Source organism: Streptomyces sp. NPDC058683, from assembly GCF_042716195.1.
In the GTDB taxonomy this organism is placed as follows: Bacteria; Actinomycetota; Actinomycetes; order Streptomycetales; family Streptomycetaceae; genus Streptomyces.
In genome coordinates this window covers 208,085-231,628 of the sequence record NZ_JBHXSK010000005.1, presented here as the reverse complement: position 1 = coordinate 231,628, position 23,544 = coordinate 208,085, and the positions used below count along the sequence as shown (strand labels likewise).

Below are 23,544 nucleotides of genomic sequence, written 5' to 3'. Positions count from 1 at the left end.
CCGACCTGGAGTTCTTTTGCACCGCAGAATCCTCGCGCCGGGCGCACTCGCGGCCGCCTCCCTCCTGCTGGCGATCCCGGCATCGGCCGCGAGCTCCAGCCCCGGCGCACCGGGCATCGGCGACCCCTACTACCCGTACTACGGCAACGGCGGTTACGACGTCTCCCACTACGATCTGCGCCTGCAGTACCAGCCGGCCACCGACGAGCTGGCCGGTACGGCGACGATCCTGGCGCGCACCACGCAGGACCTGTCCAGCTTCGACCTGGACTTCCTCCTCGACGTGAGCGAGGTGCGGGTCAACGGGGCGAAGGCGGACTTCACCACGTCCGGTCAGCACGAGCTGGTCGTCACCCCGAAGTCGCCGCTGGCGAAGGGTACGCAGGTCACCGTCGTCGTCCGCTACAGCGGGGTGCCGTCGACGAAGAGCGCGTACGGCTTCAGCACCTGGCACCGCACCCCCGACGGGGCGGTCGCGGCGGACGAGCCCGAGGCCGCCTGGTGGTGGTACCCGAGCAACGACCACCCGCTGGACAAGGCGACCTACGACGTGTCGGTGGCCGTCCCCGACGGCACCCAGGTCATCTCCAACGGCCTGCTCCAGTCGACGAGTTCGAAGCTCGGCTGGACCCGCTACAACTGGCGGCAGAACAAGCCGCAGGCGACCTATCTGACCACGCTGGCCGTCGGGAAGTTCGACATCACGACGAGCACCTCCGAGGGCGGCGTTCCGGTCATCAACGCCTACAGCAAGGACCTCGGCGACAACGACGGGGCGGCACGGGCGAGCGTGGAGCGCACCGGGGAGCTCGTCGACTGGCTCTCCGGCTACTTCGGGCCGTACCCCTTCAGCTCGGCCGGCGGGTATGTGCCGAACACGACGACCGGGTACGCGCTGGAGACACAGACCCGCGTGTACTACAGCCCCAGGCAGTTCGCGAACGGCTCCAACACCTCCGTGGTGGTGCACGAACTGGCGCACCAGTGGTACGGCGACGACGTCTCCCTCAAGGGCTGGAAGGACATCTGGATCAACGAGGGCTTCGCCCGCTACGCCCAGTGGCTGTGGTCCGAGCACGAGGGCGAGGGCACGACGCAGGAACTCGCCGACTACGTGTACGCGTCGCATCCGGCCGACGACGCGTTCTGGACGGTGAAGCCGGGGGATCCCGGCCCTGACGCCCAGTTCGACATCGCTGTCTACGACCGGGGGGCACTGGCGATCCAGGCGCTGCGGAACGAGGTCGGTGACGACGCGTTCTTCGCGATCCTGAAGGGGTGGCCGAAGGAGCACGCGTACGGGAACGCCTCGGTGGCCGACTTCCAGGAGTACGCCGAGAAGGTGTCCGGGAAGCCACTGTCCGCGTTGTTCGACGCGTGGCTGTTCCAGCCGTCGAAGCCGGCGGCGCCCGCGCTCAAGGCCGCGGGGGCGCCTGTGCAGCCGAAGTCGTGGAAGAAGATCGCGGCGACGAACGACGTGCACTAGGCGTCTGCCGGATTCGGCGGGGTGGAGGGGCTGCGGGTCCGTCGTGGTCGGTCGCGCAGCCCCCGCGCGCCTCAGAGGGCGCTGGAGTCACCGGAGACCACCCGGCGGCGTACGCCGAACCACCCCGCCACCAGCAGTGCGGCGATGAGCGGGATGAGGAGGAGGGTCTTACGGCCCACCTCCGGGTCCTTCCACATCATGCCGAGGCAGACCAGCAGGAAGGCGATCGTGGCGATCTCGGTGACCGGGCTGAAGCGGAGGCGGAACGAGGGGCGGTCGACCAGGCCCGCCTTCGCCCGGCGGACGAAGACCAGGTGGCAGAGCATGATGATCACCCAGGTGCTGATGATGCCGAGGGAGGCGACGTTCAGCACGATCTCGAAGGCCTGGCTGGGCATCAGGTAGTTCAGGCCGACACCGAGCACGCAGACGGCGCAGGTCAGCAGGATTCCGCCGTAGGGTACCTGGCTGCGGTTCATACGGGCCGTGAACTTCGGGGCCGAGCCGGCCACCGCCATGGAGCGCAGGATGCGGCCCGTGGAGTAGAGGCCGGAGTTGAGGGAGGACATCGCCGCGGTCAGGACCACCAGGTTCATGACGTCACCGGCGCCCGAGACGCCGATCTTGGAGAGGACCGTCACGAAGGGGCTCTGGTCGGCCGAGTACACCGAGCCGGGCAGGAGCAGGGCCAGCAGGACGACCGAGCCGACGTAGAAGATGCCGACGCGCCACATGATCGAGTTCACCGCGCGCGGGACGACCTTCGCCGGCTCGGCGGTCTCGCCCGCCGCGACGCCGACCAGTTCCAGGGCCGCGTACGCGAAGATCACGCCCTGCATGACCAGGACGACCGGCATCAGGCCGTGCGGGAAGACACCGCCGTGGTCGCCGATGACGCTCAGGCCCGGGGTTTGGCCGTCGACCTTGTGCTGGGTGGCCAGCAGGAAGATACCGATCAGCATGAAGCCGACCAGGGTCGCGACCTTGATGATCGCGAACCAGAACTCCATCTCGCCGAAGATCTTCACCGAGATGAGGTTCACCGCCAGGACCACGGCCAGGGCGATCAGCGCGAGCGTCCACTGCGGGATGCTGGTGAACATGCTCCAGTAGTGCGTGTAGAGCGCGATCGCGGTGATGTCGGCGATTCCGGTCGTCGACCAGTTCAGGAAGTACATCCAGCCGGCGACGTACGCGCCCTTCTCGCCGAGGAACTCACGCGCGTACGACACGAAGGATCCGGACGACGGGCGGTACAGGACCAGCTCGCCGAGGGCGCGGACGACGAAGAAGGCGAAGATTCCGCAGACCAGGTAGGCGAGGGCGAGCGCCGGGCCCGCGTTGTGGAGGCGTCCGCCGGCGCCGAGGAAGAGGCCGGTACCGATCGCGCCGCCGATGGCGATCATGTTGACGTGCCGGGCCTTGAGGTCCTTGCTGTAGCCGGCGTCGCCCGCGTCCGCGGGCGTCTGGGCCGCATCGGTCCGGGTGGCGACGGCCTGTGCCGTGTCCACGGCGTTCTTGCTCACAGGTGGTTCCACTCTCTGGTGCGCCCGAGCGGGTCGCGCTCGGGTGTCCGGACGTACTCGGTCGGCGCGCTCGCTGGTGGGCACAGACCAAGGGGCCACCTTCCCCCGGCCACCTGGGCTTATGCGATGGCATAGGTCACAGAGCGGCGCTTCTCACAAGATTGAGATCATGACATGTAAGTGAAGATCAGCTGAACAGATGAGCGTGCGGCTCGCGCCCACCCCGGTGTCACAGTGCCGCTGTGACAGCGATACTGCTCCGCATGACGACCGACACCGACAGCGAGTCCGGGCAGCCGGCGCTCACGATCGACGAACTGGCCGCCCGGGCCGGCACCACGGTCCGAACGGTCCGGTTCTACGGCACCAAGGGGCTGCTCCCGCCGCCGGAGATCGGTGCGCGCCGGGTGGGGCACTACGGGCCCGAGCACCTGGCCCGGCTGGCGCTCATCGAGGAGCTTCAGCACCAGGGCATGACGCTGGCGGCGATCGAACGCTATCTGCACCGGCTGCCGCCGGGTCTGAGCCACCACGACCTGGCCATCCACCGCGCCGTGGTCGCCTCCTGGGCCCCGGACACCGAGGAGACGGTGACCGCCGGGGAACTGCGGCGACGGGCCGGGCGGCAGCTGGACGAGGGGGACGTCGAGCGGCTCGTCGCGATGGACGTCGTACGGCCCGACGGGGACGGCTACCGGATCGACCCGGGCCTGCTCCGGCTCGCCGTACAGCTCCTGGACGTACCGCTGTCCGAGAAGGCGATCCTGGCCGCGCGCACGGTGCTGATCGAGCACTCGCGTGCGGCCGCCCACGCGCTCTCGCAACTCTTCCGGGCCGAGGTGGCGGAGCGGACCGAGCAGGACGTGAAGTCCCTGTCCGCCCATATGCAGCCGCTGGTGGTGCAGGCGCTCCTGACGGCTTTCCAGCGCTCGCTCAGGCAGGAGGTGCACCAGTGGCTCGCCGGCCCTCAGGAGGACGGGTCCTCCTGAGGGCCGGGACCAGGACCGGGCCGGACGCCTCCCGGGCGTCCGGCCTGTGGTGTGTCACCGAGGGGAACGGACCGGTCAGCGGCCGTCCGTGAAGGTTTCCGCCTTCTCCGCCTTCGCCACCAGCAGTGCGGGCGGGGTGAACCGGTCGCCGTAGGTCTCCGCCAGCTCACGCGCGCGGGCCACGAAGCCCGGCAGACCGCCGTCGTAGCCGTTGATGTACTGGAGGACGCCGCCCGTCCAGCCGGGGAAGCCGATGCCGAAGAGCGATCCGATGTTGGCGTCGGCGACCGAGGTCAGGACGCCCTCCTCCAGGAGGCGGACGGTGTCCAGCGCCTCGGCGAAGAGCATCCGCTCCTGCATGTCCCGGAACGGGATCTCGTGGCCCGGCTGCGTGAAGTGCTCGCGCAGGCCCGGCCAGAGCGCGGCGCGCTTGCCGTCCTCGGCGTAGTCGTAGAAGCCGGCGCCGCCGCTGCGGCCGGGGCGGCCGAACTCGTCGACCATGCGGTCGATGACCGCCTCGGCCGGGTGCGCGGTCCAGGTGCCGCCGGCCTCCTCGACGGCCAGCTTCGACTCGCGGCGGATCTTCTGCGGCAGGGTGAGGGTCAGTTCGTCCATCAGGGAGAGCACCTTGGCCGGGTAGCCGGCCTGGGCCGCGGCCTGCTCGACGGAGGCGGGCTCGATGCCCTCGCCGACCATGGCGACGCCCTCGTTGATGAAGTGGCCGATCACCCGGGAGGTGAAGAAGCCGCGCGAGTCGTTGACGACGATCGGCGTCTTGTTGATCTGACGGACCAGGTCGAAGGCGCGGGCCAGGGCCTCGTCGCCGGTACGCTCGCCCTTGATGATCTCGACGAGCGGCATCTTGTCGACGGGCGAGAAGAAGTGCAGCCCGATGAAGTCGGTCTGGCGCTCGACACCCTCGGCGAGGGCGGTGATGGGCAGGGTGGAGGTGTTGGAGCACAGCAGGGCGTCGGGCGCGACGACGGACTCGATCTCCTGGAACACCTTGTGCTTGAGCGAGGTGTCCTCGAAGACGGCCTCGATGACCGCGTCGCAGCCGGCGAGGTCCTGCGGGTCCGCGGTGGGCGTGATCCGGGCGAGCAGCGCGTCCGCCTTCTCCTGGCTGGTACGGCCCTTGGCGACGGCCTTGGCGCACAGCTTCTCGGAATAGGCCTTGCCCTTCCGGGCGGCTTCGGCGGAGACGTCCTTGAGGACGACGTCGATGCCCGCGCGGGCGCAGGAGTAGGCGATGCCGGCGCCCATCATGCCCGCGCCGAGGACGGCGACCTTGGTGACCTTGCGGGGCTCGACGCCCTTCGGACGGTTGGCGCCGGAGTTGACGGCCTGGAGGTCGAAGAAGAACGCCTGGATCATGTTCTTCGAGATCTGCCCGGCGGCCAGCTCCACGAAGTAGCGGGCCTCGATGACCTGGGCGTTGTCGAAGTCGACCTGGCTGCCCTCGACGGCGGCGGCGAGGATGCGGCGCGGCGCCGGGTAGGGGGCGTTGTTGGTCTGCTTGCGCAGGCTTGCCGGGAAGGCGGGCAGGTTGGCCGCGAACTTCGGGTTGGCGGGCGTGCCGCCGGGGATCCGGTAGCCCGGGGTGTCCCAGGGCTGCCGGGACTCGGGGTTGGCGTCGATGAAGGCGCGGGCCTTGGCCAGCAGCTCCTCCGGCGTCTCGGCCACCTCGTGGATCAGGCCGTTCTCCTGGGCCCGGCGGGCGTTGTACTGGGTGCCCTGGAGGAGGACCTTCAGCAGCGCGTCGGCGATGCCGAGCAGGCGCACGGTACGGACGACTCCGCCGCCGCCCGGGAGCAGGCCGAGGGTGACCTCGGGGCAGCCGATCTTGGTGCCGGGGGTGTCGAGGGCGACGCGGTGGTGGCAGGCGAGGGCGAGTTCGAAGCCGCCGCCCAGGGCCGCGCCGTTGATCGCGGCGACGACCGGCTTGCCGAGGGTCTCGATACGGCGCAGGCTGCGCTTGATGGCGAGGCCGCCGTCGAAGAGGTCCTGGGCGGTCTCGGGAGTGACCCGGATGAGGTCGCGCAGGTCGCCGCCGGCGAAGAAGGTCTTCTTGGCGGAGGTGAAGACGATGCCCCGGACCGAGTCCTGCTCGGCCTCCAGGCGGTCGGCGACCGCGGCGAGGGACTCGACGAAGGCCGCGTTCATGGTGTTGGCGGACTGGTTGGGGTCGTCGAGGACGAGGGTGACGACGCCGGTGTCGTCCTGTTCCCAGCGGATGGTGGTGCTCTCGGTCATGTGAGGGTCTCCGTGAGGTCTCTTGGTTCCGCCGGGGTTTTCAGACGCGCTCGACGATCGTGGCGATGCCCATGCCGCCGCCCACGCACAGGGTGGCGAGGCCGTAGCGCTTGTCCTGGCGCTCCAGTTCGTCGACGAGGGAGCCGAGGATCATCGCGCCGGTGGCGCCGAGCGGGTGGCCCAGCGCGATCGCACCGCCGTTGACGTTGACCTTGTCCAGGGACAGGCCCATGTCCTTGACGAAGCGCAGCACGACCGCCGCGAACGCCTCGTTGATCTCCACCAGGTCGATGTCGTCGATGGTGAGGCCGGCCTTGGCGAGGGCCTTGCGGGTGGCGGGGGCGGGGCCGGTGAGCATGATGGTCGGCTCGGAGCCGGAGACGGCGGCCGCGATGATCCGCGCGCGCGGGGTGAGGCCGTAGCGCTCGCCGATCTCCTTCGAGCCGATGGCGACGAGGGAGGCGCCGTCGACGATGCCGGAGGAGTTGCCCGCGTGGTGGACGTGGTCGATCTGCTCGACCCAGTGGTACTTCTGCAGGGCGACCGCGTCGAAGCCGCCCAGCTCGCCGATGTCGGCGAAGGAGGGCTTCAGCTTGGCGAGCGAGTCGGCGGTGGTGCCGGGGCGCAGGTGCTCGTCGTGGTCGAGGACGACGAGGCCCGCACGGTCCTTCACGGGGACCACGGAACGCTCGAAACGGCCCTCCTTCACGGCCGTCGCCGCCCGCTCCTGGGAGAGCGCCGCGTACTCGTCGACATCCCGCCGGGAGAAGCCCTCGATGGTGGCGATCAGGTCGGCGCCGATGCCCTGCGGCACGAAGTTGGTGGCCAGGTTGGTCATCGGGTCGTTGAACCAGGCGCCGCCGTCGGAGGCCATCGGCACCCGGGACATGGACTCGACGCCGCCCGCGAGGACGAGGTCCTCGAAGCCCGAACGGACCTTGGCGGCAGCCATGTTCACGGCTTCCAGGCCCGACGCACAGAAGCGGTTCTCCTGCACGCCGGCCACCGTGTCGGGCAGTCCGGCGGCGATCGCGGCGATCCGCGCGATGTCGGAGCCCTGGTCGCCGACCGGGCCGACGACACCGAGCACGATGTCGTCGATCGCGGCCGGGTCCAGGCCCGGGAAACGGCCCTGGATCTCGTGGATGAGACCCACGACCAGGTCGATGGGCTTCGTGCCGTGCAGGGCGCCGTTCGCCTTGCCGCGGCCGCGCGGGGTGCGGATCGCGTCGTACACGTACGCTTCGGTGCTCACTGACAAGCCTTTCAACGAGGGTTCGGGGCGGTGAGGGGTCAGAGCCAGTTCTTGACGGTCTCGACCAGGCGGGCCGGGTCCGGGCCGACGGGGGTCACGTCCAGCGTGGTCACGCCCGCCTCGCGGAAGGCGGCGATGCGCTCGCGGACGTACCCCTCGGGGCCGCACAGGGATATCAGCTCACAGAACTCGTCCGGTACGGCGGCCGCCGCGTCCCGGTGGCGGCCGGCGAGGTACAGCTCCTGGATGAGCCGGGCCTCCTTCTCATAGCCGTAGGCGACGGCGAGGTCGTTGTAGAAGTTCTTGCCCGGTGCGCCCATGCCGCCGACGTACAGGGCGATCCTGGGGCGGGCCAGGTCCCGGGCGGCGGCCGCGTCCTCGCCGATGGCGAGCAGGCCGCCGGCGACGATCCCGAGCGGTCCGAGGGCCGGGTCGCGGCGGGCGGCGCCCTCCGCGAGCGGGGTCCCCCAGACGTCCTTCGCCTTCTCGGGGATGAACAGGGTGGGCAGCCAGCCATCGGCGATCTCGGCGGTCATCCGAACGTTGGCGGGGCCGAGGGAGGCCACGTAGAGCGGGACGGCGGGGCGTACCGGCCTGGTGAGGATCTTCAGGGGCTTGCCGAGGCCGCCGGGGCGGGGCATGTCGGTGATGCCGTGGTGGTCGATGGTCTCGCGGCGCAGGATCCGCCGGGTCAGCTCGATGGTCTCGCGGGTGCGGCCGAGGGGCTTGTCGTACGCCTTCCCGTGCCAGCCCTCGACCACCTGCGGGCCGGAGGCGCCGAGCCCGATGATCGCCCGGCCGCCGGAGATCGCGTCGAGGCCCGCGGCCGTCTGGGCGATGAGGGCGGGGGTGCGGGAGTAGACGTTGAGGATCGCGGAGCCGATCTTCATCCGCTCGGTACGGGCGGCCAGGTATCCCATGATGGTGGGCGAGTCGAAGCCGTAGGCCTCCGCGACCCAGACCGTGTCGAGGCCCGCCGACTCCAGCGCGGCCGCCTGGTCCGCCGCCGCGCGCGGGCCGCCCGCGTAGTCGAGGAAGGTCGAGAGCTCCATCAGGTGGTGTCCTTGTCGTCGTCGAGCAGGGCGGGTACGGCCCAGTCTCGGGCCACCTCGATGGTGTCCGCGCCGGGCTGCGCGGGGGCGGTGCGCACGGCCGTGGGGGTCGCGGAGAAGCGGGGGGCGGGGGCCGGCTGGGTGATGCCGCCGTGGTCGGTGAAGGTGCCGCGGGCCGCCAGGTGGGGGTGGTGCGGGGCCTCGCCCAGGGAGAGCACGGGGGCCACACAGGCGTCCGAGCCCTCGAAGACGGCCGTCCACTCCTCGCGGGTACGGGCCTTGAACCGGGCGGCGACCCGCTCACGCAGCTCGCCCCAGCGGGTCCAGTCCTTGCGGGCGTCGGCCAGGTCGTCGACGCCGCCCAGCAGCCGGAGGAACTCGGCGTAGAACTGCGGCTCCAGGGCGCCGACCGCCATGTAGCCGCCGTCGGCGGTCTCGTAGGTGCCGTAGTACGGACAGCCGCCGTCCAGCAGGTTGGCGGCGCGCCGGTCCTGCCAGCCGCCGGCGGCCACCATGCCGTGGATCATCGCGGCGAGGTGTGCGGTGCCGTCCACGATGGCGGCGTCCACCACCTGGCCGGTGCCGGTCGCGCGCGCGTGGTGCAGCGCGGCCAGGACGCCGACGACGAGGTAGAGGGAGCCGCCCGCGTAGTCGCCGAGCAGGTTGGCGGGGACGGCCGGGGGTTCGTCGGGGCGCCCGATCATGCCGAGGGTGCCGGTGACGGCGATGTAGGCGATGTCGTGGCCCGCGCGGTGGGCCAGCGGCCCCTCCTGGCCCCAGCCGGTCATCCGGCCGTAGACCAGGCCGGGGTTGCGGGCGTGGCAGTCCTCGGGGCCGACGCCGAGGCGCTCGGCGACACCGGGGCGGTAGCCCTCGACGAGGATGTCGGCACGCTCGGCCAGGTCGAGGACGCGGGCCGGTCCGTCCGGGGCCTTCAGGTCGACGAGCACCGAGCGCTTGTTGCGGTTGGTGATGTCGTACGCCGGGTCGATCGCGAGGCCCGGGCCGCCGGGCCGGTCGACGCGGACCACGTCGGCGCCCAGGTCGGCCAGGAGCATGGCGGCGAACGGGCCCGGTCCGATGCCGGCCAGCTCGACCACGCGCACGCCGGAGAGCGGGCCGTGTCCTGGCGTCCCTGCCGTGGTCATGCCGCCCCCAGTCATTGACACAACTGATGTAACACCGACGATGCTAGGAACACGTTCCACCGGGCACAAGGGTGGACGAGCAAGCGCTTAGTCAAGATACCCGGTGGGGGTGCGTCCGCACTCCTCACGCTAGCCTCAGCCACCGACAACGGCGCGGGTTGCACGACCGAGAGGTGTCATGAGCAGGCTGAAGACGACGGACCGTCCCTACGACATCGTGCTCTTCGGGGCCACCGGCTTCGTCGGCGAGCTCACCGCCGACTACCTCGCCGCCCACGCGCCCCAGGGCCTGCGGTGGGCGGTCGCGGCCCGGGACGAGCGGAAGCTCAAGGCGCTGCGCGAGCGGCTGCCGGCCGGCACGGAGGTCGGGCTGCTGCGCGCCGACGTCGCCGAGCCCGCCACGATCCGCGCTCTCGCCGAGCACGCGCGCGTGGTGGCCACGACGGTCGGTCCGTACGGCCGTTACGGCGAGGACCTCGTCGCGGCCTGCGCGGACACCGGGGCGGACTACCTGGACCTGTGCGGGGAGCCCGAGTTCGTGGACCTGACGTACGTACGGCACGACGCACGCGCGCGGGAGACCGGGGCCCGCCTGGTGCACGCCTGTGGTTTCGACTCGGTCCCGCACGACCTGGGCGCGTACTTCACGGTCCGTCAGCTGCCCGAGGGCGTGCCGCTGACCGTGGACGGCTTCGTGACCGCCGACGCGACCTTCTCCGGCGGCACCTTCGCCTCCGTCCTCGACCAGTTCGCGCGCCCCCGGCAGATGATCGCCGCCGCCCGGGACCGCGCCCGGCACGAGCCGCGGCTGATGAGCCGCCGGGCGACCGCCCCCGCCGGGCCGCCGCGCTTCGCCCGGGAGATCGGTGCCTGGGCGCTGCCGCTGCCCACCATCGACGCCCAGATCGTGCGCCGTTCGGCGAAGGCCCTGGACCGCTACGGCCCGGACTTCCGCTACCGGCACTACGCGGCCGTCAGGCATCTTCCGGTGGCGCTGGGCGGGGTCGCGGCCGTCGGCGCGGTCGCCGCGGCCGCCCAGCTGCCGCCCGCCCGGCGCTGGCTGTCGGACCGGCTCAGGCCCGGGGAGGGGCCGAGCGCGGAGAAGCGGGCCCGCAGCTGGTTCAGGGTCCGGTTCGTCGGCGAGGGCGGCGGACGGCGGGTCTTCACGGAGGTCTCGGGCGGCGATCCCGGCTACGGCGAGACGGCGAAGATGTTCGCCGAGGCCGCGCTGTCCCTGGCCTTCGACGACCTGCCGGCGACGGCCGGCCAGGTCACCACCGCGCAGGCGATGGGCGACGCGCTGATCGAACGGCTGCGGGCGGCCGGGATCGGCTTCCGGGTGGCGGCGACCCGCTGAACCCCTAGGACTGCCACTGGATCACGGTGTAGAGCATCCCGGCCGCCCACCCGAACCCCATCACCACGGCGAGGACCAGCGCGGCCGTCACCGTGCGCCCGACGGGCTGGGCGGAGGCGGCAATGGACTCGGAGACATGCTGTGTGGTCATGCGGCAAGCCTGCCGCCGGACTGTAACGGCGGCATCCGTACTCGTACTCAGAATCGCTACTCAGGCCTGAGCTTCACGCAGCGCGCTCCGGCACAGGGCGTCCGCGCGGCGGGTGGTCTCAGGCAGGCGGTACTCCGGGGTGAGCGCCAGCGTGTGAGCGCAGGCGTTGTCCAGGCTCACCCGGTGGCCGACCGAGACGAACACCGGCTTGACACCGTCTTGGGTGCGCAGCGCGCGGCCGACCTCCTCGGTGCCGTCGAGGAGCGACGCCCGGCTGCCCCGCGGGGCGTCCGGGTCGTCGTACGCGAAGACGAACGGGTTCTTGGCGACGCCGATGGTGGGCAGGCCGGTGAGGACGCCGAGGTGGCTGGCGAGGCCGAAGCGGCGCGGGTGGGCGAGGCCGTAGCCGTCGCAGACGACCAGGCCCGGCGGGCAGGGCAGGGCGTCCAGGGCGGCCCGTACGGTGGGGATCTCGCGGAAGGCGAGCAGGCCGGGCACGTACGGGAAGGAGACCCGGCCGACGGCGGTGGCCTCGGCGACGGGCTCCAGGGTCGCCGCGTCCAGGACGACGGCCGCCGCCGCGACCAGGTCCCGCTCGTCGTCGTAGGCCACGTCGACACCCGTGACATGGCCCGCGCCGGGCACCGGTCCCGGCTCGTCGAGAACCACCCGCCCCCGCAGCTCGTCCTGCACGGCCAGGGCCGCTTCCTCGGTCGCGGGCCAGCCCGCGGGTACGCGTACGGTCGTCATGGTGGCCACGAGCGTACGGCGCGCCACGCGCGCGTGCGGCGACGGGGCGCACCAGGATCCGGCGTGCGGTCGGCCAGGACCCGGCGCAGGACGCTGCCCACGCGCGCGTGCCGGCCGAAGCGGAACCCCGGTGCCCGGCTCGCTCGTGCGGGGGGCCACCGCTCCCTTCGTGGGCGTGCTCGCCGCCGGGTACCCGCGGGTCAGCGCTCCAGACGTGCCACCCGGCCCTGCTCACCGGCGGCCCAGCAGCTGAGGTCAGGGGTGCAGTCGACGGTGTCGTAGGAGCCGGTGTCGACGGTCCGCCAGGTGCGGCCGCCGTCGGTGGTCAGGTCGGTGCCGGTGGGGCCGACGGCGAGGGCGGCGGTGCGGCTGTGCGGGAGCCAGGCCGCGCCGGAGCGGTAGGCGGGCGGCGGTGTCGTCGCGGGCTGCCAGGTGCGGCCGCCGTCGCGGGTGACCGCGGCCGCCTGCGGGGAGGACTGGTCGGGGCGGTAGTCGCCACCGACCGCCAGGCCGTGGGTGCGGTCGCGGAAGGCGAGGGCGAAGACGCCCTTGGCCGGATCGCCGGCCGGGACGGGCGTGTCGGTGGCGGTCCAGGTCAGTCCGCGGTCGGTGGAGTGCAGCACGCGCGCGTGCGCGCCGCCGCCGGTGGCCAGCCAGGCGTCCTTCGGCCCGGAGGCGACCAGGCACTGGCCACTGGCCGCGAAGCCGGCCTCGCCGTCCAGGGCGGCCGGCATCCCGGTGCTGGGCAGCACCCGCCAGGAGCGGCCGCCGTCGCCGGTGGCCAGGATGCGGAACCTCCCGTCCACCGGGTCGCTCATGGCGAGGCCGTGGCGGTGGTCGAAGAAGGTCATGCAGTCGTAGAAGGCGGCGGGGTCGGTGTTGCGGAACGATTCGGTCCAGGTCGCCCCGCCGTCCTCGGTGCGGTAGACGCGGGACGCCTCGCCCTCGCCGATGGCCAGCACCACCGCGCGGCGCGCGTCGAACGCCTCGACGTCCCGGAACTGGAGATCGCCCGCCCCGGGCGGAGAGACGTTCCGCCAGGTCGTCCCGCCGTCGGTGGTGCGCAGCACGGTGCCGGCCGTACCGGCCAGCCAGGCGGTGTGGCGGTCGACGGCGGCCAGGCCCCGGAACCGCACGTCCGGTGTGCCGGTGTTCTTGACCACCCAGTGCGGCGCCGGTGTCGCCGCGTGCGCGGTACCTACGGTCAGCGCGGCCAGCGCCGCCGCGCACGCCACCCCCACCGTCACCGCCCGGCTCCTGCGTCCCGTCCGTCCTGCCCGCCGCGTACTCCCCAAGCGCCTCATGGCGCGGGAAGTTAGCCCACTGTCCCGACGCCGTCCAGAGGGCCCTGCCGTCGCAAGAGCCGGGTAAGCCCCAGGTGTGAATGAGCCCGGTGACAGAGGTCACTCGCACTTCGCGTGCACGGATCGGCCACTTCCGTCGTCTCTTCCAGTGCCAGGTCTTATACGCCCGGAAATTCGTCCAGCCGTCACTAGGGAGCAAGGCCTTGTCCACAGTCATCGAGCAGCCCGTGGAGGCCCGCCTGGTCGCCGCGTCGCCGCGTATGCCGAGCATTCCCGCCAGCCTGTGCTACGACAGCGAGGACCCCTTCGCCGTGCGCATGACCTTCCCGGCCCCGGCCACCCTGGAGGGCGTCGACGTCTGCTGGACGTTCTCCCGCGACCTGCTCGCGGCCGGCCTGCACGCCCCGGAGGGCGCGGGGGACGTCCGGGTGCGACCCTACGGCTACGACCGGACCGTGCTGGAGTTCCACGCCCCCGAGGGCACCGCCGTCGTCCATGTGCGCACGGGTGAGATCCAGCGGTTCCTGGAGGCGACCGGTGACCTGGTGCCCGCCGGGCTCGAACATCTCCGGCTGGATCTGGACCACGACCTGGCCGAGCTGATGCGGGACGCCTGCTGAGCCGCCCCGCAGCGCCTGCGGAACCCTGAGCGGGCTCGCGGCCAATTGCGTTGACACCCCGTTGGGACCCTCCTAACTTGTACAACGGTTCTGTTGCCGTCGATAGGAGAAGGACGTTGCTCGTCTGAGGACTCGAGACACCGCGTCACACCCGTGAGGTGTGTCTGTGGCGTTCGACCTCGGCGTGCGAGCCGTCCTCCGGCACGGGATCCGATCCCTTTCCCGGCCCCTCGGCTGCTGTCTCGCGGTGTCTCGACACGCGTCTGTCCCCGACACCGCAAGCAACCGCGAGGCGCCCATGTCTGCTTCCGTCACCTGTACGTCCCTGTCCTTCTCCTGGCCCGACGGCTCCCCCGTCCTCGACGGCCTCGATGTCGCCGTAGGCCCCGGCCGGACCGGTCTCGTCGGCGTCAACGGCTCAGGGAAATCCACGCTTCTCAAGCTCATCGCCGGTGAGCTCACCCCGTCCGACGGCACCCTGAAGGTGGCCGGCGAGGTCGGATACCTCCCGCAGAACGTCACCCTCGACACCGCGTTGCGCGTCGACGAGGCGCTCGGCATCGCCGCCCGGCGGGCCGCGCTGCACGCCATCGAGGCGGGCGACGCGTCCGACGCGCACTTCGAGACGCTCGGCGACGACTGGGACGTGGAGGAGCGCGCCCTGGTCACGCTCGGCGAGCTCGGGCTCGGCCACATCGGACTCGACCGGACCGTCGGCGAGGTCTCCGGCGGCGAGTCGGTGCTGCTGCGGCTGGCCGCGCTGCTCCTGGACCGGCCGGACGTACTGCTGCTCGACGAGCCCACCAACAACCTCGACCTGTACGCCCGCAAGCGGCTGTACGCGGCCGTCGCGTCCTGGCCGGGCCTGCTGATCGTGGTCAGCCACGACCGTGAACTCCTCGACCTGGTCGACCAGATCGCCGACCTGCGCGCCGGGGAGGTCACCTGGTACGGCGGCAACTTCTCGGCGTACGAGGATGCTCTCGCCGTCGAACAGGAGGCGGCCGAGCGCATGGTGCGGGTCGCCGAGGCCGATTTCCGCAAGCAGAAACGCGAACTGTCCGACGCCCAGGTCAAACTGGCCCGCCGCAAGCGGTACGGACAGAAGATGTTCGACCAGAAACGCGAACCGAAGATCGTCATGGGGGCACGCAAGCGGTCGGCACAGGAGGCCGCGGGCAAGCACCGCATCATGCACGAGGAGCGGCTCAGCGAGGCGAAGGAGCGGCTGGACGAGGCGGTGGAGGCGGTACGGGACGACGACGAGATCCGCGTCGAACTGCCGTACACGGCCGTCCCACCGGGCCGCAACGTGCTGACGCTGGAGAAGCTGGAGCTCGCGCACGGCTCGCGGGTGAGGGGGATCCTCGATCTGCGCGGGCCCGAGCGGATCGCGCTGATCGGGCGCAACGGGGCGGGCAAGACGACACTGCTGCGCACGATCGCCGGGGAGCTGGAGCCGGTCGCGGGCTGGGCGCAGGCGCACGTGCCGCTGCGTTTCCTGCCGCAGCGGCTGGACGTGCTCGACGGGGAGCGGACCGTGGCCGAGAACGTGGCCCGGTTCGCGCCGAGTGCCACCAACAACCGGATCCGGGCCCGGCTGGCCCGCTTCCTGTTCCGGGGCGCCCGCGCCGACCAGCAGGCGGCCACGCTCTCCGGCGGCGAACGCTTCCGGGCGACGCTGGCCGCGCTGCTGCTGGCCGAGCCCGCCCCGCAGCTGCTGATGCTGGACGAGCCGACGAACAACCTCGACATGGCGAGCGTGCGGCAGCTCACCACGGCCCTGGAGTCGTACCAGGGGGCCCTGATCGTGGCCAGTCACGATCTTCCCTTCCTGGAGTCGATCGGGATCACCCGCTGGCTGCTGATGGCGGACGGGGAGCTGACGGGCACCACACCGGAGGAGGTGGCGCGTCTCAGGACGGGCACAGCCTGACGGCGGGGGTTTTGTCGACACGGACCCGCCCTGCATGATGGCGGTCCGGCGCCCCGCAATGGGCGCCGGGCCGAACCCCGACCCCGGAGACCCGTCGTGCCCAGCAAGAAGGCCCTCATCCGCCGCCCCAGCCCGCGCCTCGCCGAAGGTCTGGTGACGCACATCGAGCGGGAGAAGGTCGACGTCGAGCTCGCCCAGGAGCAGTGGGAGGCGTACGCGGAGACGCTGCGCGCGCACGGCTGGGAGACCGTCGAGGTCGATCCGGAGGACGACTGCCCGGACTCGGTCTTCGTCGAGGACACGGTCGTCATGTACAAGAACGTGGCCCTGATCACCCGGCCCGGCGCCGAGTCCCGGCGGGAGGAGACCGCCGGGGTCGAGGAGGCGGTGGCCCGCCTCGGCTGCTCGGTGAACTGGATCTGGGAGCCGGGCACGTTGGAGGGCGGTGACGTCCTCAAGGTCGGCGACACCCTCTACGTCGGCCGCGGCGGGCGCACCAACGCGGCCGGGGTGCAGCAACTGCGGGCGGTGTTCGAACCGCTGGGCGCGCGGGTGGTCGCCGTACCGGTGAGCAAGGTGCTGCATCTGAAGTCGGCGGTGACCGCGCTGCCCGACGGAACGATTCTGGGGCACATCCCGAACGTGGACCGGCCCTCGCTGTTCCCGGGCTTCCTGGCGGTGCCCGAGGAGGCCGGCGCCCACGTGGTACTGCTGGGCGGCAGCAAGCTGCTCATGTCCGCGAGCGCCCCGAAGACGGCGGAACTGCTGACCGACCTCGGCCACGACGTGGTCACGGTGGACATCTCCGAGTTCGAGAAACTCGAGGGATGTGTGACGTGCCTCTCGGTGCGGCTGCGGGAGCTGTACGTCTGACCGGGTGATCGAGTCATCCCTCCGGCCCTGGGACCTGCGGGTCCCGGGGTTGTTTGGCATGTCCCGATTCGCCCTGGGCACCGCACCTGATCAGCGGTCTTTACGGCGCGCTTAACCTACGGCTTCGTAACCTACGGATTCGTAGCCTACGATCACGTAGGTTTCCGGCACCGCTCGCCGGTCTTCTCTCGTTCATTCGCTCGCGTTCGGCGTCCCCCTGGAGTTCTCGTGACGATCACTTCTCCCCATCTCGGCAGCTCGTCCGCATGGACCGACGCGCGGCTGCTGTATGCCCTGGAGGAAGTGGTCGAGCAGGAACTGAACCGCCATCTGAAGGTCGCCAAGGACTGGATGCCGCACGAGTACGTGCCGTGGTCGGACGCCCGTAACTTCCCCGGTTTCTTCGAGGACGGCGCGGCCTGGGGCAAGGAGCAGTCCAAGGTCACCGAGATCGGCCGGATCGCCCTGGTGGTGAACCTGCTCACCGAGGACAACCTGCCCAGCTACCACCACGAGATCGCCTCGCTGTTCGGCCGGGACGGCGCCTGGGGCACCTGGGTGCACCGCTGGACCGCCGAGGAGGGCCGGCACGGCATCGTGATGCGCGACTACCTGCTCGCCTCCCGCGCGGTCGACCCGGACAAGCTTGAGCAGTTCCGGATGTCGCACATGAGCGAGGGCTTCGAGTCGGACAACCGCCACTCGATGCTGCACTCGGTGGCCTATGTCGCCTTCCAGGAGCTCGCGACCCGTATCTCGCACCGCAACACCGGCCACCAGTCCGGCGACCCGGTCTGCGACCGCATGCTGGCCCGGATCGCGACCGACGAGAACCTGCACATGGTCTTCTACCGCAACCTTCTGAAGGCCGCCTTCGAACTCGCCCCCGATCCGACCATGCAGGCGGTGCGGGACGTCGTGGTCGACTTCCGGATGCCCGGCCACGGCATCCCCGGCTTCGAGCGGGCCGCCGCCCAGATGGCCATCGGCGAGGTCTACAACCTGCGCATCCACCACGACGACGTGATCCAGCCGGTGCTGCGCCACCTGAAGGTCCTGGAGATCGACGGCCTCGGCCCGGAGGGCCGGCAGGCGCAGGAGGAACTCGGCCTGTTCATGGGCGGGCTGGACGCGGAGGCCCTGAAGTTCGACGAGAAGCTGGCCGCGCGCAAGGCGCGGATGGCGGCGCGCGCCGGCGCGTGAACCCCGAGGGACGGGCGCGCGGATTTCCCGGTGCGCCCTGTCGGTGGCCTGCGGCATCATGCGCGCATGCCTGCTGACATCACCTCCGGCCGGGCGGTCGGCTTCCTGCTGGACCTGATCGACTCCGGGGACGCCGACCGGGTACGCACGCGTGTCGGGCTGCCCCGGCCGGCGCCGGAGGACCTCCGGGAGGCCCGGCGCCGGATCCCGTGGGAGCTGCCGGCGTTGCCGTCCTCGGTGGTGCTGTGGATGCTCCAGGAGGACGACCCCGGTCTCAACCCCGTCGTCTGGCGCCTCCTCTCCGACCGGGACACGGCGCTGCGCCGGGCCATCCTGGACGGGGTGCCGTTCGGCCCGGGCCGGCTGCTCGCGGTGGAGGTCGACCCGGTCCTGCGCGACGACTACGAGCATCCGCCGGTCCCGGACCGGGTCGCCCGCCTCGGCCTCGTGCCGGCCCTGCGCGAGTCGACCACGATGGCCGCCGCACGGGAGGCCACCTCCATGGTGTACCGGCGCGAGCACTGGCAGACGGTCGCGGAGGCGGACCGCGAGAACTCCCTTCCCGGTTACGTCCGGTGGGCCCTGGCCGTCCGCCCGGACTGCCCGCCCTCGCTGCGCGCCCAGTTCGGCGCCCACCGCAAGTTCGACTTCCGCGTCCGGCAGGCCGGGATCATGACGGACCCCGCCGAGTACGCCGTGGGCCACGGCCCCGCCCGGGACGTGCTGAAGGTGCTCTCCCTGGGCCGTGTGATGTTCCCGCGCCGGATCGCCGAGGCCGAGCACGCCCTGCGCCCGCTCGTCCGCGACCACCTGGGCGACCGCGAGGAGGCCTGGGCGGTACTGGCCCAACTGCTGGAAACCTTCCACGGCACGACCGAGGAACTGGTCGTGACCGCGGGGGCCATCGCCTAGGCCGCCGCCCGTTCCCTGTACCGGTCCGGGTAGCGTTCGGTGAACTTCACCGCCCAGACCAGCAGGACGATGGGGACGACCCAGTTGAACCAGTCGCTCTGTCCGGGCAGGCGGATGGCCAGCCAGGTGGAGAGGGCCATCAGCGCGAAGACCACGCCCCAGGCCGTGGTCAGCACCATGTTGACGTGTGTGAAGACGGGCGAGCCCCAGTACTCGCGCGGCACCGCGTGCCGGGCGTACTGCGCGGTGAAGGGGTCGGAGAGCAGGGAGCCGAGCGCCACGACGGCCACCACCGCGTTGGAGATGACCTGGGCGTACGTCTCCAGCCAGATCAGCTCGTGGCGGTCCAGGGCGAGGGCCAGCACGCAGAGCACGGCGAAGAACACGATGGCGACCATGTCCAGCAGGAAGAACCGGCCCCGGAGCATGTCCTTGCCGGACAGCACGACCGCCGCGACCAGTGCCGCCAGCGCCGCGTACTCCCAGGTGCTCGGGCTCGCGACGACGCCGAAGATGATCCACGGGGCGAAGGAGAGGAAGACGCTCCCGGTGCCGGCGGGCTTCTCGGCCCGGGTGCTGACGGCGGGCCGCTGTTCCGTGTGTCCCATGGGAGCTCCTCCCATCGCCACCTGGCTCTCCTACCAGCGTGCCGCGCGAGCGGGCCGACCGCATGCTCTCCGTCGCGCGGCGCCGTCAGGGGGCTCCCAGCGGGGGAAGGGCGGGCGACGGCCGGGCCGGGACCGCCCCGGCTGCGGAGGCGGCCGCATCCGCAGCCGGTAGCCGCCATGACCTGCCGGTTCAGCAAGAACGACCGGTCCGACCACGAGATCCGGCTCGGCCTGGCGGCAGGGCGCCGACGTGGGCAAGGTCCTGGCCACCGTGACCGTGACCGTGGCGGCGGGCGGCGGCGGGGAGAGCTGCTTCCCGGCCTGGTCCGGGCCGGCGGACCGGGTCCGCGGGCAGGCCGCCCGGAGCGCGGCCGAGGGCCGTACGGTCTCCGCCCGGAGCGCAGCCGAGGGCTGTACGGTCTCCGCCCGGAGCGTGGCCGAGGGCCATATGGTCTCCGCCCGGAGTTCGGCCGAGGGCCGTACGGTCTCCGGCCGTGACGCCTGTCTGGGGGCCGCCCGGTGCTTCGGCACCGCGCCGGCGGCCGTGGACGCCTGCGCGGAACGGCGCCTCGCATGAGCTCTACGACGCGCTGCCGGGCCCGCGGCGGCTGGTGCGCTCACGGCGGCGGAGGGCGCGCATCCGCACTGCGAGCCGATGGGTCGCGCCGTCGTCGAGCAGCACGTCTTCGACTGGCCGGTCGCCCTGGCGGTGTCCGTCCACAAGCCCTTCCAGGGGGGCGGGGCGGCCGGATTCGAACCGGCGTGTTCTGGTTCTGGAGACCGGTGCGCCTGCCTCTGCGCTACGGCCCCGCCCTTGCGGCAGATCGTAATGCCTTGGCCCGATGTCAGTGGCGGCTGGTACCAATGGAGCATCGGGGGAACTGCGCGGCGGGGGGCTGCACATGGCGTACGGAGAGCGGGGGCGGCCACGCCCGCCTGTGGTCGATCTGGCCGACCGCAGGGCACTCGAGGCGTACCGGCCGGCGGATCCGGAGACGGTCGCACAGGCGCGGCGGCTGAAGGAGGCCGCCCTGCTGGACTTCGGGCTGACGGAGTCGGCGGTGGCGTCGTGGCTGTACTCGAAGTGCGCGCACCAGATCCCGACGACGGCGATCGACACCGCGGCCGTGGTCGCCTCGGGCGACGGCACCTGTCTGCTGCTCTACAACCCGGACTTCTTCCTCGGACTCGGCCTGGACGGCGTGAAGTTCGTGCTGTTCCACGAGGCCCGGCATCTGGTGCACCGCCATCTCCTGGCCGACCCGGAGCTGCGCGAGGACCCGGTGTTCACGCTGGCCGCCGAGGTCGCCGTCAACCACGTGGCCCTGATCCGCCTCGGCCGCGACGAACTGCCACTGCTGGACGGCCGTCCGACGGGTGTCGATCCGCGCACGGTGTACGACGCCTACCGGGCGGATCTGACGGCCCACGGCCTGGAGCCGCTGGCGTACGAGCGGTTCGCCGAGACCGACATGCGGATCTACGGCGAGCTGAAGCGCATGTGCGATCCGCCGGTGCCGCCGTCGCTCTGCCCGCATCTGGTGGCCGGTCTGGTCCCCACCGACCAGGAGACCGTCGACGCGGTGACCTCGTCCGCGCTGCTCAACTCGCTGCTCGCGGCCCGGCGCGGACACGCGGGCGCGGAGCGCGAACTGCTCGACCTCATGCACCGTACGGAGGAGGGTTCGGCGCGGGCCGCGAAGCTCTGGGGAAGCCTGGGCGCGGGCATGCTGCGGGGCGAGACCACCCGTACCCGGACCGTCGACTGGTGGCAGCGCTGGCTGGTCGACGTCCTGGGCTCCCGGCTGCGCGACGGCGAGCGGCTGGTGTACCCGAAGAAGCGCGGCGCCCTGCTCGCCGCCCTCGGCCAGGACCCGGTGCTCGCCCGGCGCGGCCCGGTCCGCGACAAGGTGCTCGTCATCGCCTACGACACCTCGGGCTCGATGCCCCGCCAGGTGGTCGACTGGCTCACCCTGCTCGTCGGCCGCATCGAGGGGGTCGAGGCCCACTGGCTGTCCTTCGACGCCGTGGTGATGCCGTTCGCCCCCGGCGAGAAGGTCTACGGCGGTGGCGGCACCAGCTTCCAGGCGGTCGCCGACTATGTGGAGGGCCGTACCGAAGTGGCAGGGCGGCGCTGCGAGGTGACCCCCGACGCGGTCGTCGTCCTGACCGACGGATACGCGCCGCCGGTCGCCCCGGCCGAGCCGGAGAAGTGGATCTGGCTAATCACGGAGGGCGGCGACGACTGGCCCGAGAGGCACACACCCGCGATGGACTGCCATCGCGTCACCACGGGATCGCGGTAGATGAGCACACAGACGAAGACCACGGAGAAGAAGCGGCCCGCGGAGCCGACCCGGCTGGAGTCCTTCATCGACGCGATGATCGACATGCGGCAGACCGGGCAGATCTTCGGCGAGCACGGCATCGGCAAAACGGCGACGTTCTTCTCGCACCTGGCCCGCGCCCACCCGGACACCGCGCTGGTGTACGTGCCGGCGGCGAATCTGACCCCGGACGACCTGCTGGTCAACGCACCGGTCCGGGACCCGCGCACGGGCGAACTGGTGCTGCGCCAGCTGGTGATGAGCCAGCTCAGGCCGGGCCGGCCGTTCGTGCTGCTCATCGACGACTCGCTGCAGGCGGGCGACACGATCCAGTCGCAGCTGATGCAGATCGCCTGCGACTGGTCGCTGGGCGAGCACGATCTGCGCGCCCTGGGCTGTGTCGGCGTGTTCCTCACCGACAACGAGTCGCTGTCGGAGACCTCGGCCCGCCGGGGCGACCTGGCGCTCCTCGACCGCATGGTGACGCTGCGGATCACGGCGAACGACACCTCGTGGCGGCGGCATCTCGCGGCCGAGTACCGGCCGTGGGACCTGCGTCCGGTGTTCTCGCTGTGGGCGTCGCTCTCCCCCGCGCTGCGCGAGCTGCTCTCCCCGCGCACCCTCGACCACGTGCTGGCCAACGCGCGCGAGGGCTTCCCGCTGCGCTGGGGCCTGCCACTGGTCGACGGCGAGCGGCTGCGGCTGGCCGAGCCCGGCCCGGACGGCCGCCCCGGGCAGAACCGGACGGCCGAGATCCTCAACCGGATCGCCGCGAGCGTGGGCGTGGCCAACCCGGCGACGATCGCGGACCCGGTACGGCAGGTGGTGCGGGCCGCACTGCGCAACCGCTGGACGGTGCTGCTCCAGGGCCCGCCGGGCTGCGGGAAGACGGAGCTGGTGCGGGAGACCGTGCGCGAGGGGCTCGGCCGGGACGCCCTGTACTTCTCCCTGCCGGTGACGAACGTCGAGGACCTGTGCGCGCCGATCCCCTCCCCGGACGGCACGCTGGACAACCTCCTGGCCGCGCCCTTCACGGGTCCGGAGCCCAAGGCGATCGTCTGGGACGAGTACAACCGGCCCAAGGACAGGGCGGCGTTCGCCAAGCTAATGGAGGTCACCCAGGAGTGGTCCCTGGCCGGGCGGCGGATCGAGAACCTGCGCGCGCAGATAGCCGTGCAGAATCCGCCGTACCACCTGGGCCGCAAGCTCCTTGTCGCACGGAACAACATCGCCCAGGCGACCCGTTTCACCGCCTCGCTCCTGGTCGAGCCCGAGGACATCCCGGCCAACGAGTGGCTGCTCGCGCGGTACGGCCGGGACGCCGAGACGGTCCTGGAGTGGTGGAAGCACGACATCGACGAGGAAGGCCGGGCCTGGATCACCAAGCGGACGCTGGAGCGGCTGATCAAGCTGCACCGGCGGGGGCTGCCGCTGGAGATGGGCACGGTCTACCTCGGCGACGGCGAGTACGCGCCGGTCCCGCTGACAGCCCTGATGGACCGCTTCAAGGGGCGCCCGGTAACCGGCCTGCGCGAGCTGGCCCGGGACGTCGAGGCGTGGGAGGCCCGGCTGCGCCGGGCCGCCGCGCAGTCCGACGAGGGCGGCGACGACAGCGACGTGGTCCACCAGATCCTCGCCAACGCGGAGCTGTCCCAGCTGAAGAGGCACCGGGCGGCGGTGGTCCGCCTGGCGGTCCTGCTCCCGGCGAAGCTGCGCGCGACCTACCTGGTGGGGGCGTCGGAGCGGCAACAGCGGTACTGGATGGAGGTGTTCATGGAGATGCGCAGGAGCTGA

The 23,544-nt window shown here is 71.7% G+C and carries 20 protein-coding genes and 1 tRNA gene; 11 read left to right on the top strand and 10 right to left on the bottom strand.

Annotated elements, in window-relative coordinates; genetic code table 11:
* Positions 1–16 precede the first annotated feature (16 nt).
* Positions 17–1,486: a M1 family metallopeptidase gene (locus tag ACFWXC_RS07800; protein ID WP_384474696.1), complete on the top strand. Its 1,470-nt coding sequence runs from the start codon at positions 17–19 to the stop codon at positions 1,484–1,486.
* A gap of 71 nt (positions 1,487–1,557) precedes the next feature.
* Here the strand turns inward: ACFWXC_RS07800 and ACFWXC_RS07795 are convergent, their stop codons facing one another.
* Entirely contained in the window at positions 1,558–3,012 is a 1,455-nt protein-coding gene (locus ACFWXC_RS07795; RefSeq protein ID WP_384474694.1) for an amino acid permease, read from the bottom strand.
* A 263-nt stretch (positions 3,013–3,275) separates the two neighbouring features.
* On the opposite strand from ACFWXC_RS07795, the gene ACFWXC_RS07790 reads away from it, so the two are divergent.
* Positions 3,276–4,001 carry a MerR family transcriptional regulator gene (locus tag ACFWXC_RS07790; protein WP_384474691.1) on the top strand — a complete coding sequence of 242 codons (726 nt, stop codon included), beginning with the start codon at positions 3,276–3,278 and terminating at the stop codon, positions 3,999–4,001.
* A 75-nt stretch (positions 4,002–4,076) separates the two neighbouring features.
* Here the strand turns inward: ACFWXC_RS07790 and ACFWXC_RS07785 are convergent, their stop codons facing one another.
* The 4 genes from ACFWXC_RS07785 to ACFWXC_RS07770 are packed head-to-tail and all read right to left on the bottom strand — an operon-like array spanning position 4,077 to position 9,709.
* Positions 4,077–6,254, bottom strand: coding sequence for a 3-hydroxyacyl-CoA dehydrogenase NAD-binding domain-containing protein (locus ACFWXC_RS07785; RefSeq protein ID WP_384474688.1), 2,178 nt, complete (start codon positions 6,252–6,254; stop codon positions 4,077–4,079).
* Between the two features lie 40 nt (positions 6,255–6,294).
* Positions 6,295–7,509: an acetyl-CoA C-acetyltransferase gene (locus ACFWXC_RS07780; RefSeq protein ID WP_351743409.1), complete on the bottom strand. Its 1,215-nt coding sequence runs from the start codon at positions 7,507–7,509 to the stop codon at positions 6,295–6,297.
* Between the two features lie 38 nt (positions 7,510–7,547).
* A complete protein-coding gene (locus ACFWXC_RS07775; protein WP_384474685.1) occupies positions 7,548–8,561 on the bottom strand; it encodes an LLM class F420-dependent oxidoreductase in 1,014 nt (337 codons plus the stop codon).
* Complete coding sequence (locus ACFWXC_RS07770) at positions 8,561–9,709, bottom strand: CaiB/BaiF CoA transferase family protein (protein WP_384474682.1); 1,149 nt, start codon at positions 9,707–9,709, stop codon at positions 8,561–8,563. Before ACFWXC_RS07770 ends, ACFWXC_RS07775 begins: the two co-directional genes overlap by 1 nt.
* Before the next feature lie 178 nt (positions 9,710–9,887).
* Here ACFWXC_RS07770 and ACFWXC_RS07765 point away from each other — a divergent pair, with 178 nt between their 5' ends.
* Positions 9,888–11,066: a saccharopine dehydrogenase family protein gene (locus tag ACFWXC_RS07765; RefSeq protein WP_384474679.1), complete on the top strand. Its 1,179-nt coding sequence runs from the start codon at positions 9,888–9,890 to the stop codon at positions 11,064–11,066.
* A gap of 4 nt (positions 11,067–11,070) precedes the next feature.
* On the opposite strand, the gene mmpA is transcribed toward ACFWXC_RS07765, so the two are convergent.
* The 3 genes from mmpA to ACFWXC_RS07750 form a co-directional block, all read right to left on the bottom strand.
* Positions 11,071–11,217, bottom strand: a complete 147-nt coding sequence (mmpA, locus tag ACFWXC_RS07760) for a morphogenic membrane protein MmpA (protein ID WP_384474676.1) — start codon at positions 11,215–11,217, stop codon at positions 11,071–11,073.
* 60 nt (positions 11,218–11,277) lie between these two features.
* Positions 11,278–11,967, bottom strand: coding sequence for an endonuclease V (locus tag ACFWXC_RS07755; protein WP_384474673.1), 690 nt, complete (start codon positions 11,965–11,967; stop codon positions 11,278–11,280).
* Positions 11,968–12,167: 200 nt separating this feature from the next.
* Positions 12,168–13,271, bottom strand: a complete 1,104-nt coding sequence (locus ACFWXC_RS07750) for a WD40/YVTN/BNR-like repeat-containing protein (RefSeq protein WP_384474670.1) — start codon at positions 13,269–13,271, stop codon at positions 12,168–12,170.
* Between the two features lie 203 nt (positions 13,272–13,474).
* Here ACFWXC_RS07750 and ACFWXC_RS07745 point away from each other — a divergent pair, with 203 nt between their 5' ends.
* The 5 genes from ACFWXC_RS07745 (at position 13,475) to ACFWXC_RS07725 (ending at position 18,815) form a co-directional block, all read left to right on the top strand.
* Positions 13,475–13,891, top strand: a complete 417-nt coding sequence (locus ACFWXC_RS07745) for an SsgA family sporulation/cell division regulator (RefSeq protein WP_384474667.1) — start codon at positions 13,475–13,477, stop codon at positions 13,889–13,891.
* A gap of 298 nt (positions 13,892–14,189) precedes the next feature.
* Positions 14,190–15,827, top strand: a complete 1,638-nt coding sequence (locus ACFWXC_RS07740; protein ID WP_384474664.1) for an ABC-F family ATP-binding cassette domain-containing protein — start codon at positions 14,190–14,192, stop codon at positions 15,825–15,827.
* Positions 15,828–15,923: 96 nt separating this feature from the next.
* A complete protein-coding gene (gene ddaH, locus ACFWXC_RS07735) occupies positions 15,924–16,700 on the top strand; it encodes a dimethylargininase (RefSeq protein ID WP_384474661.1) in 777 nt (258 codons plus the stop codon).
* Between the two features lie 228 nt (positions 16,701–16,928).
* Positions 16,929–17,903 carry an acyl-ACP desaturase gene (locus ACFWXC_RS07730; RefSeq protein WP_384474659.1) on the top strand — a complete coding sequence of 325 codons (975 nt, stop codon included), beginning with the start codon at positions 16,929–16,931 and terminating at the stop codon, positions 17,901–17,903.
* Between the two features lie 66 nt (positions 17,904–17,969).
* Complete coding sequence (locus ACFWXC_RS07725) at positions 17,970–18,815, top strand: hypothetical protein (RefSeq protein WP_384474656.1); 846 nt, start codon at positions 17,970–17,972, stop codon at positions 18,813–18,815.
* Here the strand turns inward: ACFWXC_RS07725 and ACFWXC_RS07720 are convergent.
* Positions 18,812–19,423, bottom strand: a complete 612-nt coding sequence (locus ACFWXC_RS07720) for a hypothetical protein (RefSeq protein WP_384474654.1) — start codon at positions 19,421–19,423, stop codon at positions 18,812–18,814. The two genes, ACFWXC_RS07725 and ACFWXC_RS07720, sit on opposite strands and share 4 nt — an antisense overlap.
* Positions 19,424–19,673: 250 nt before the next feature.
* On the opposite strand from ACFWXC_RS07720, the gene ACFWXC_RS07715 reads away from it, so the two are divergent.
* A complete protein-coding gene (locus tag ACFWXC_RS07715; protein ID WP_384474651.1) occupies positions 19,674–20,000 on the top strand; it encodes a hypothetical protein in 327 nt (108 codons plus the stop codon).
* Between the two features lie 159 nt (positions 20,001–20,159).
* Here the strand turns inward: ACFWXC_RS07715 and ACFWXC_RS07710 are convergent.
* Positions 20,160–20,235, bottom strand: a tRNA-Trp gene (locus ACFWXC_RS07710).
* A 90-nt stretch (positions 20,236–20,325) separates the two neighbouring features.
* On the opposite strand from ACFWXC_RS07710, the gene ACFWXC_RS07705 reads away from it, so the two are divergent.
* The gene (locus ACFWXC_RS07705) at positions 20,326–21,729 is read left to right on the top strand and encodes a hypothetical protein (RefSeq protein ID WP_384474648.1); all 1,404 of its coding nucleotides are present in this window, start codon (positions 20,326–20,328) and stop codon (positions 21,727–21,729) included.
* A complete protein-coding gene (locus ACFWXC_RS07700; RefSeq protein ID WP_384474646.1) occupies positions 21,730–23,544 on the top strand; it encodes an AAA family ATPase in 1,815 nt (604 codons plus the stop codon).

Bases quoted from the DNA above. Each gene is read 5' to 3' on its own strand.
- ACFWXC_RS07775 (WP_384474685.1), bottom strand. From the start codon at position 8,561: ATGGAGCTCTCGACCTTCCTCGACTACGCGGGCGGCCCGCGCGCGGCG.
- ACFWXC_RS07755 (WP_384474673.1), bottom strand. From the start codon at position 11,967: ATGACGACCGTACGCGTACCCGCGGGCTGGCCCGCGACCGAGGAAGCG.
- ACFWXC_RS07765 (WP_384474679.1), top strand. From the start codon at position 9,888: ATGAGCAGGCTGAAGACGACGGACCGTCCCTACGACATCGTGCTCTTC.
- ACFWXC_RS07720 (WP_384474654.1), bottom strand. From the start codon at position 19,423: ATGGGACACACGGAACAGCGGCCCGCCGTCAGCACCCGGGCCGAGAAG.
- ACFWXC_RS07700 (WP_384474646.1), top strand. From the start codon at position 21,730: ATGAGCACACAGACGAAGACCACGGAGAAGAAGCGGCCCGCGGAGCCG.
- ACFWXC_RS07705 (WP_384474648.1), top strand. From the start codon at position 20,326: ATGGCGTACGGAGAGCGGGGGCGGCCACGCCCGCCTGTGGTCGATCTG.
- ACFWXC_RS07725 (WP_384474656.1), top strand. From the start codon at position 17,970: ATGCCTGCTGACATCACCTCCGGCCGGGCGGTCGGCTTCCTGCTGGAC.
- ACFWXC_RS07740 (WP_384474664.1), top strand. From the start codon at position 14,190: ATGTCTGCTTCCGTCACCTGTACGTCCCTGTCCTTCTCCTGGCCCGAC.
- ACFWXC_RS07785 (WP_384474688.1), bottom strand. From the start codon at position 6,254: ATGACCGAGAGCACCACCATCCGCTGGGAACAGGACGACACCGGCGTC.
- ACFWXC_RS07790 (WP_384474691.1), top strand. From the start codon at position 3,276: ATGACGACCGACACCGACAGCGAGTCCGGGCAGCCGGCGCTCACGATC.
- ACFWXC_RS07770 (WP_384474682.1), bottom strand. From the start codon at position 9,709: ATGACCACGGCAGGGACGCCAGGACACGGCCCGCTCTCCGGCGTGCGC.
- mmpA (WP_384474676.1), bottom strand. From the start codon at position 11,217: ATGACCACACAGCATGTCTCCGAGTCCATTGCCGCCTCCGCCCAGCCC.
- ACFWXC_RS07750 (WP_384474670.1), bottom strand. From the start codon at position 13,271: ATGAGGCGCTTGGGGAGTACGCGGCGGGCAGGACGGACGGGACGCAGG.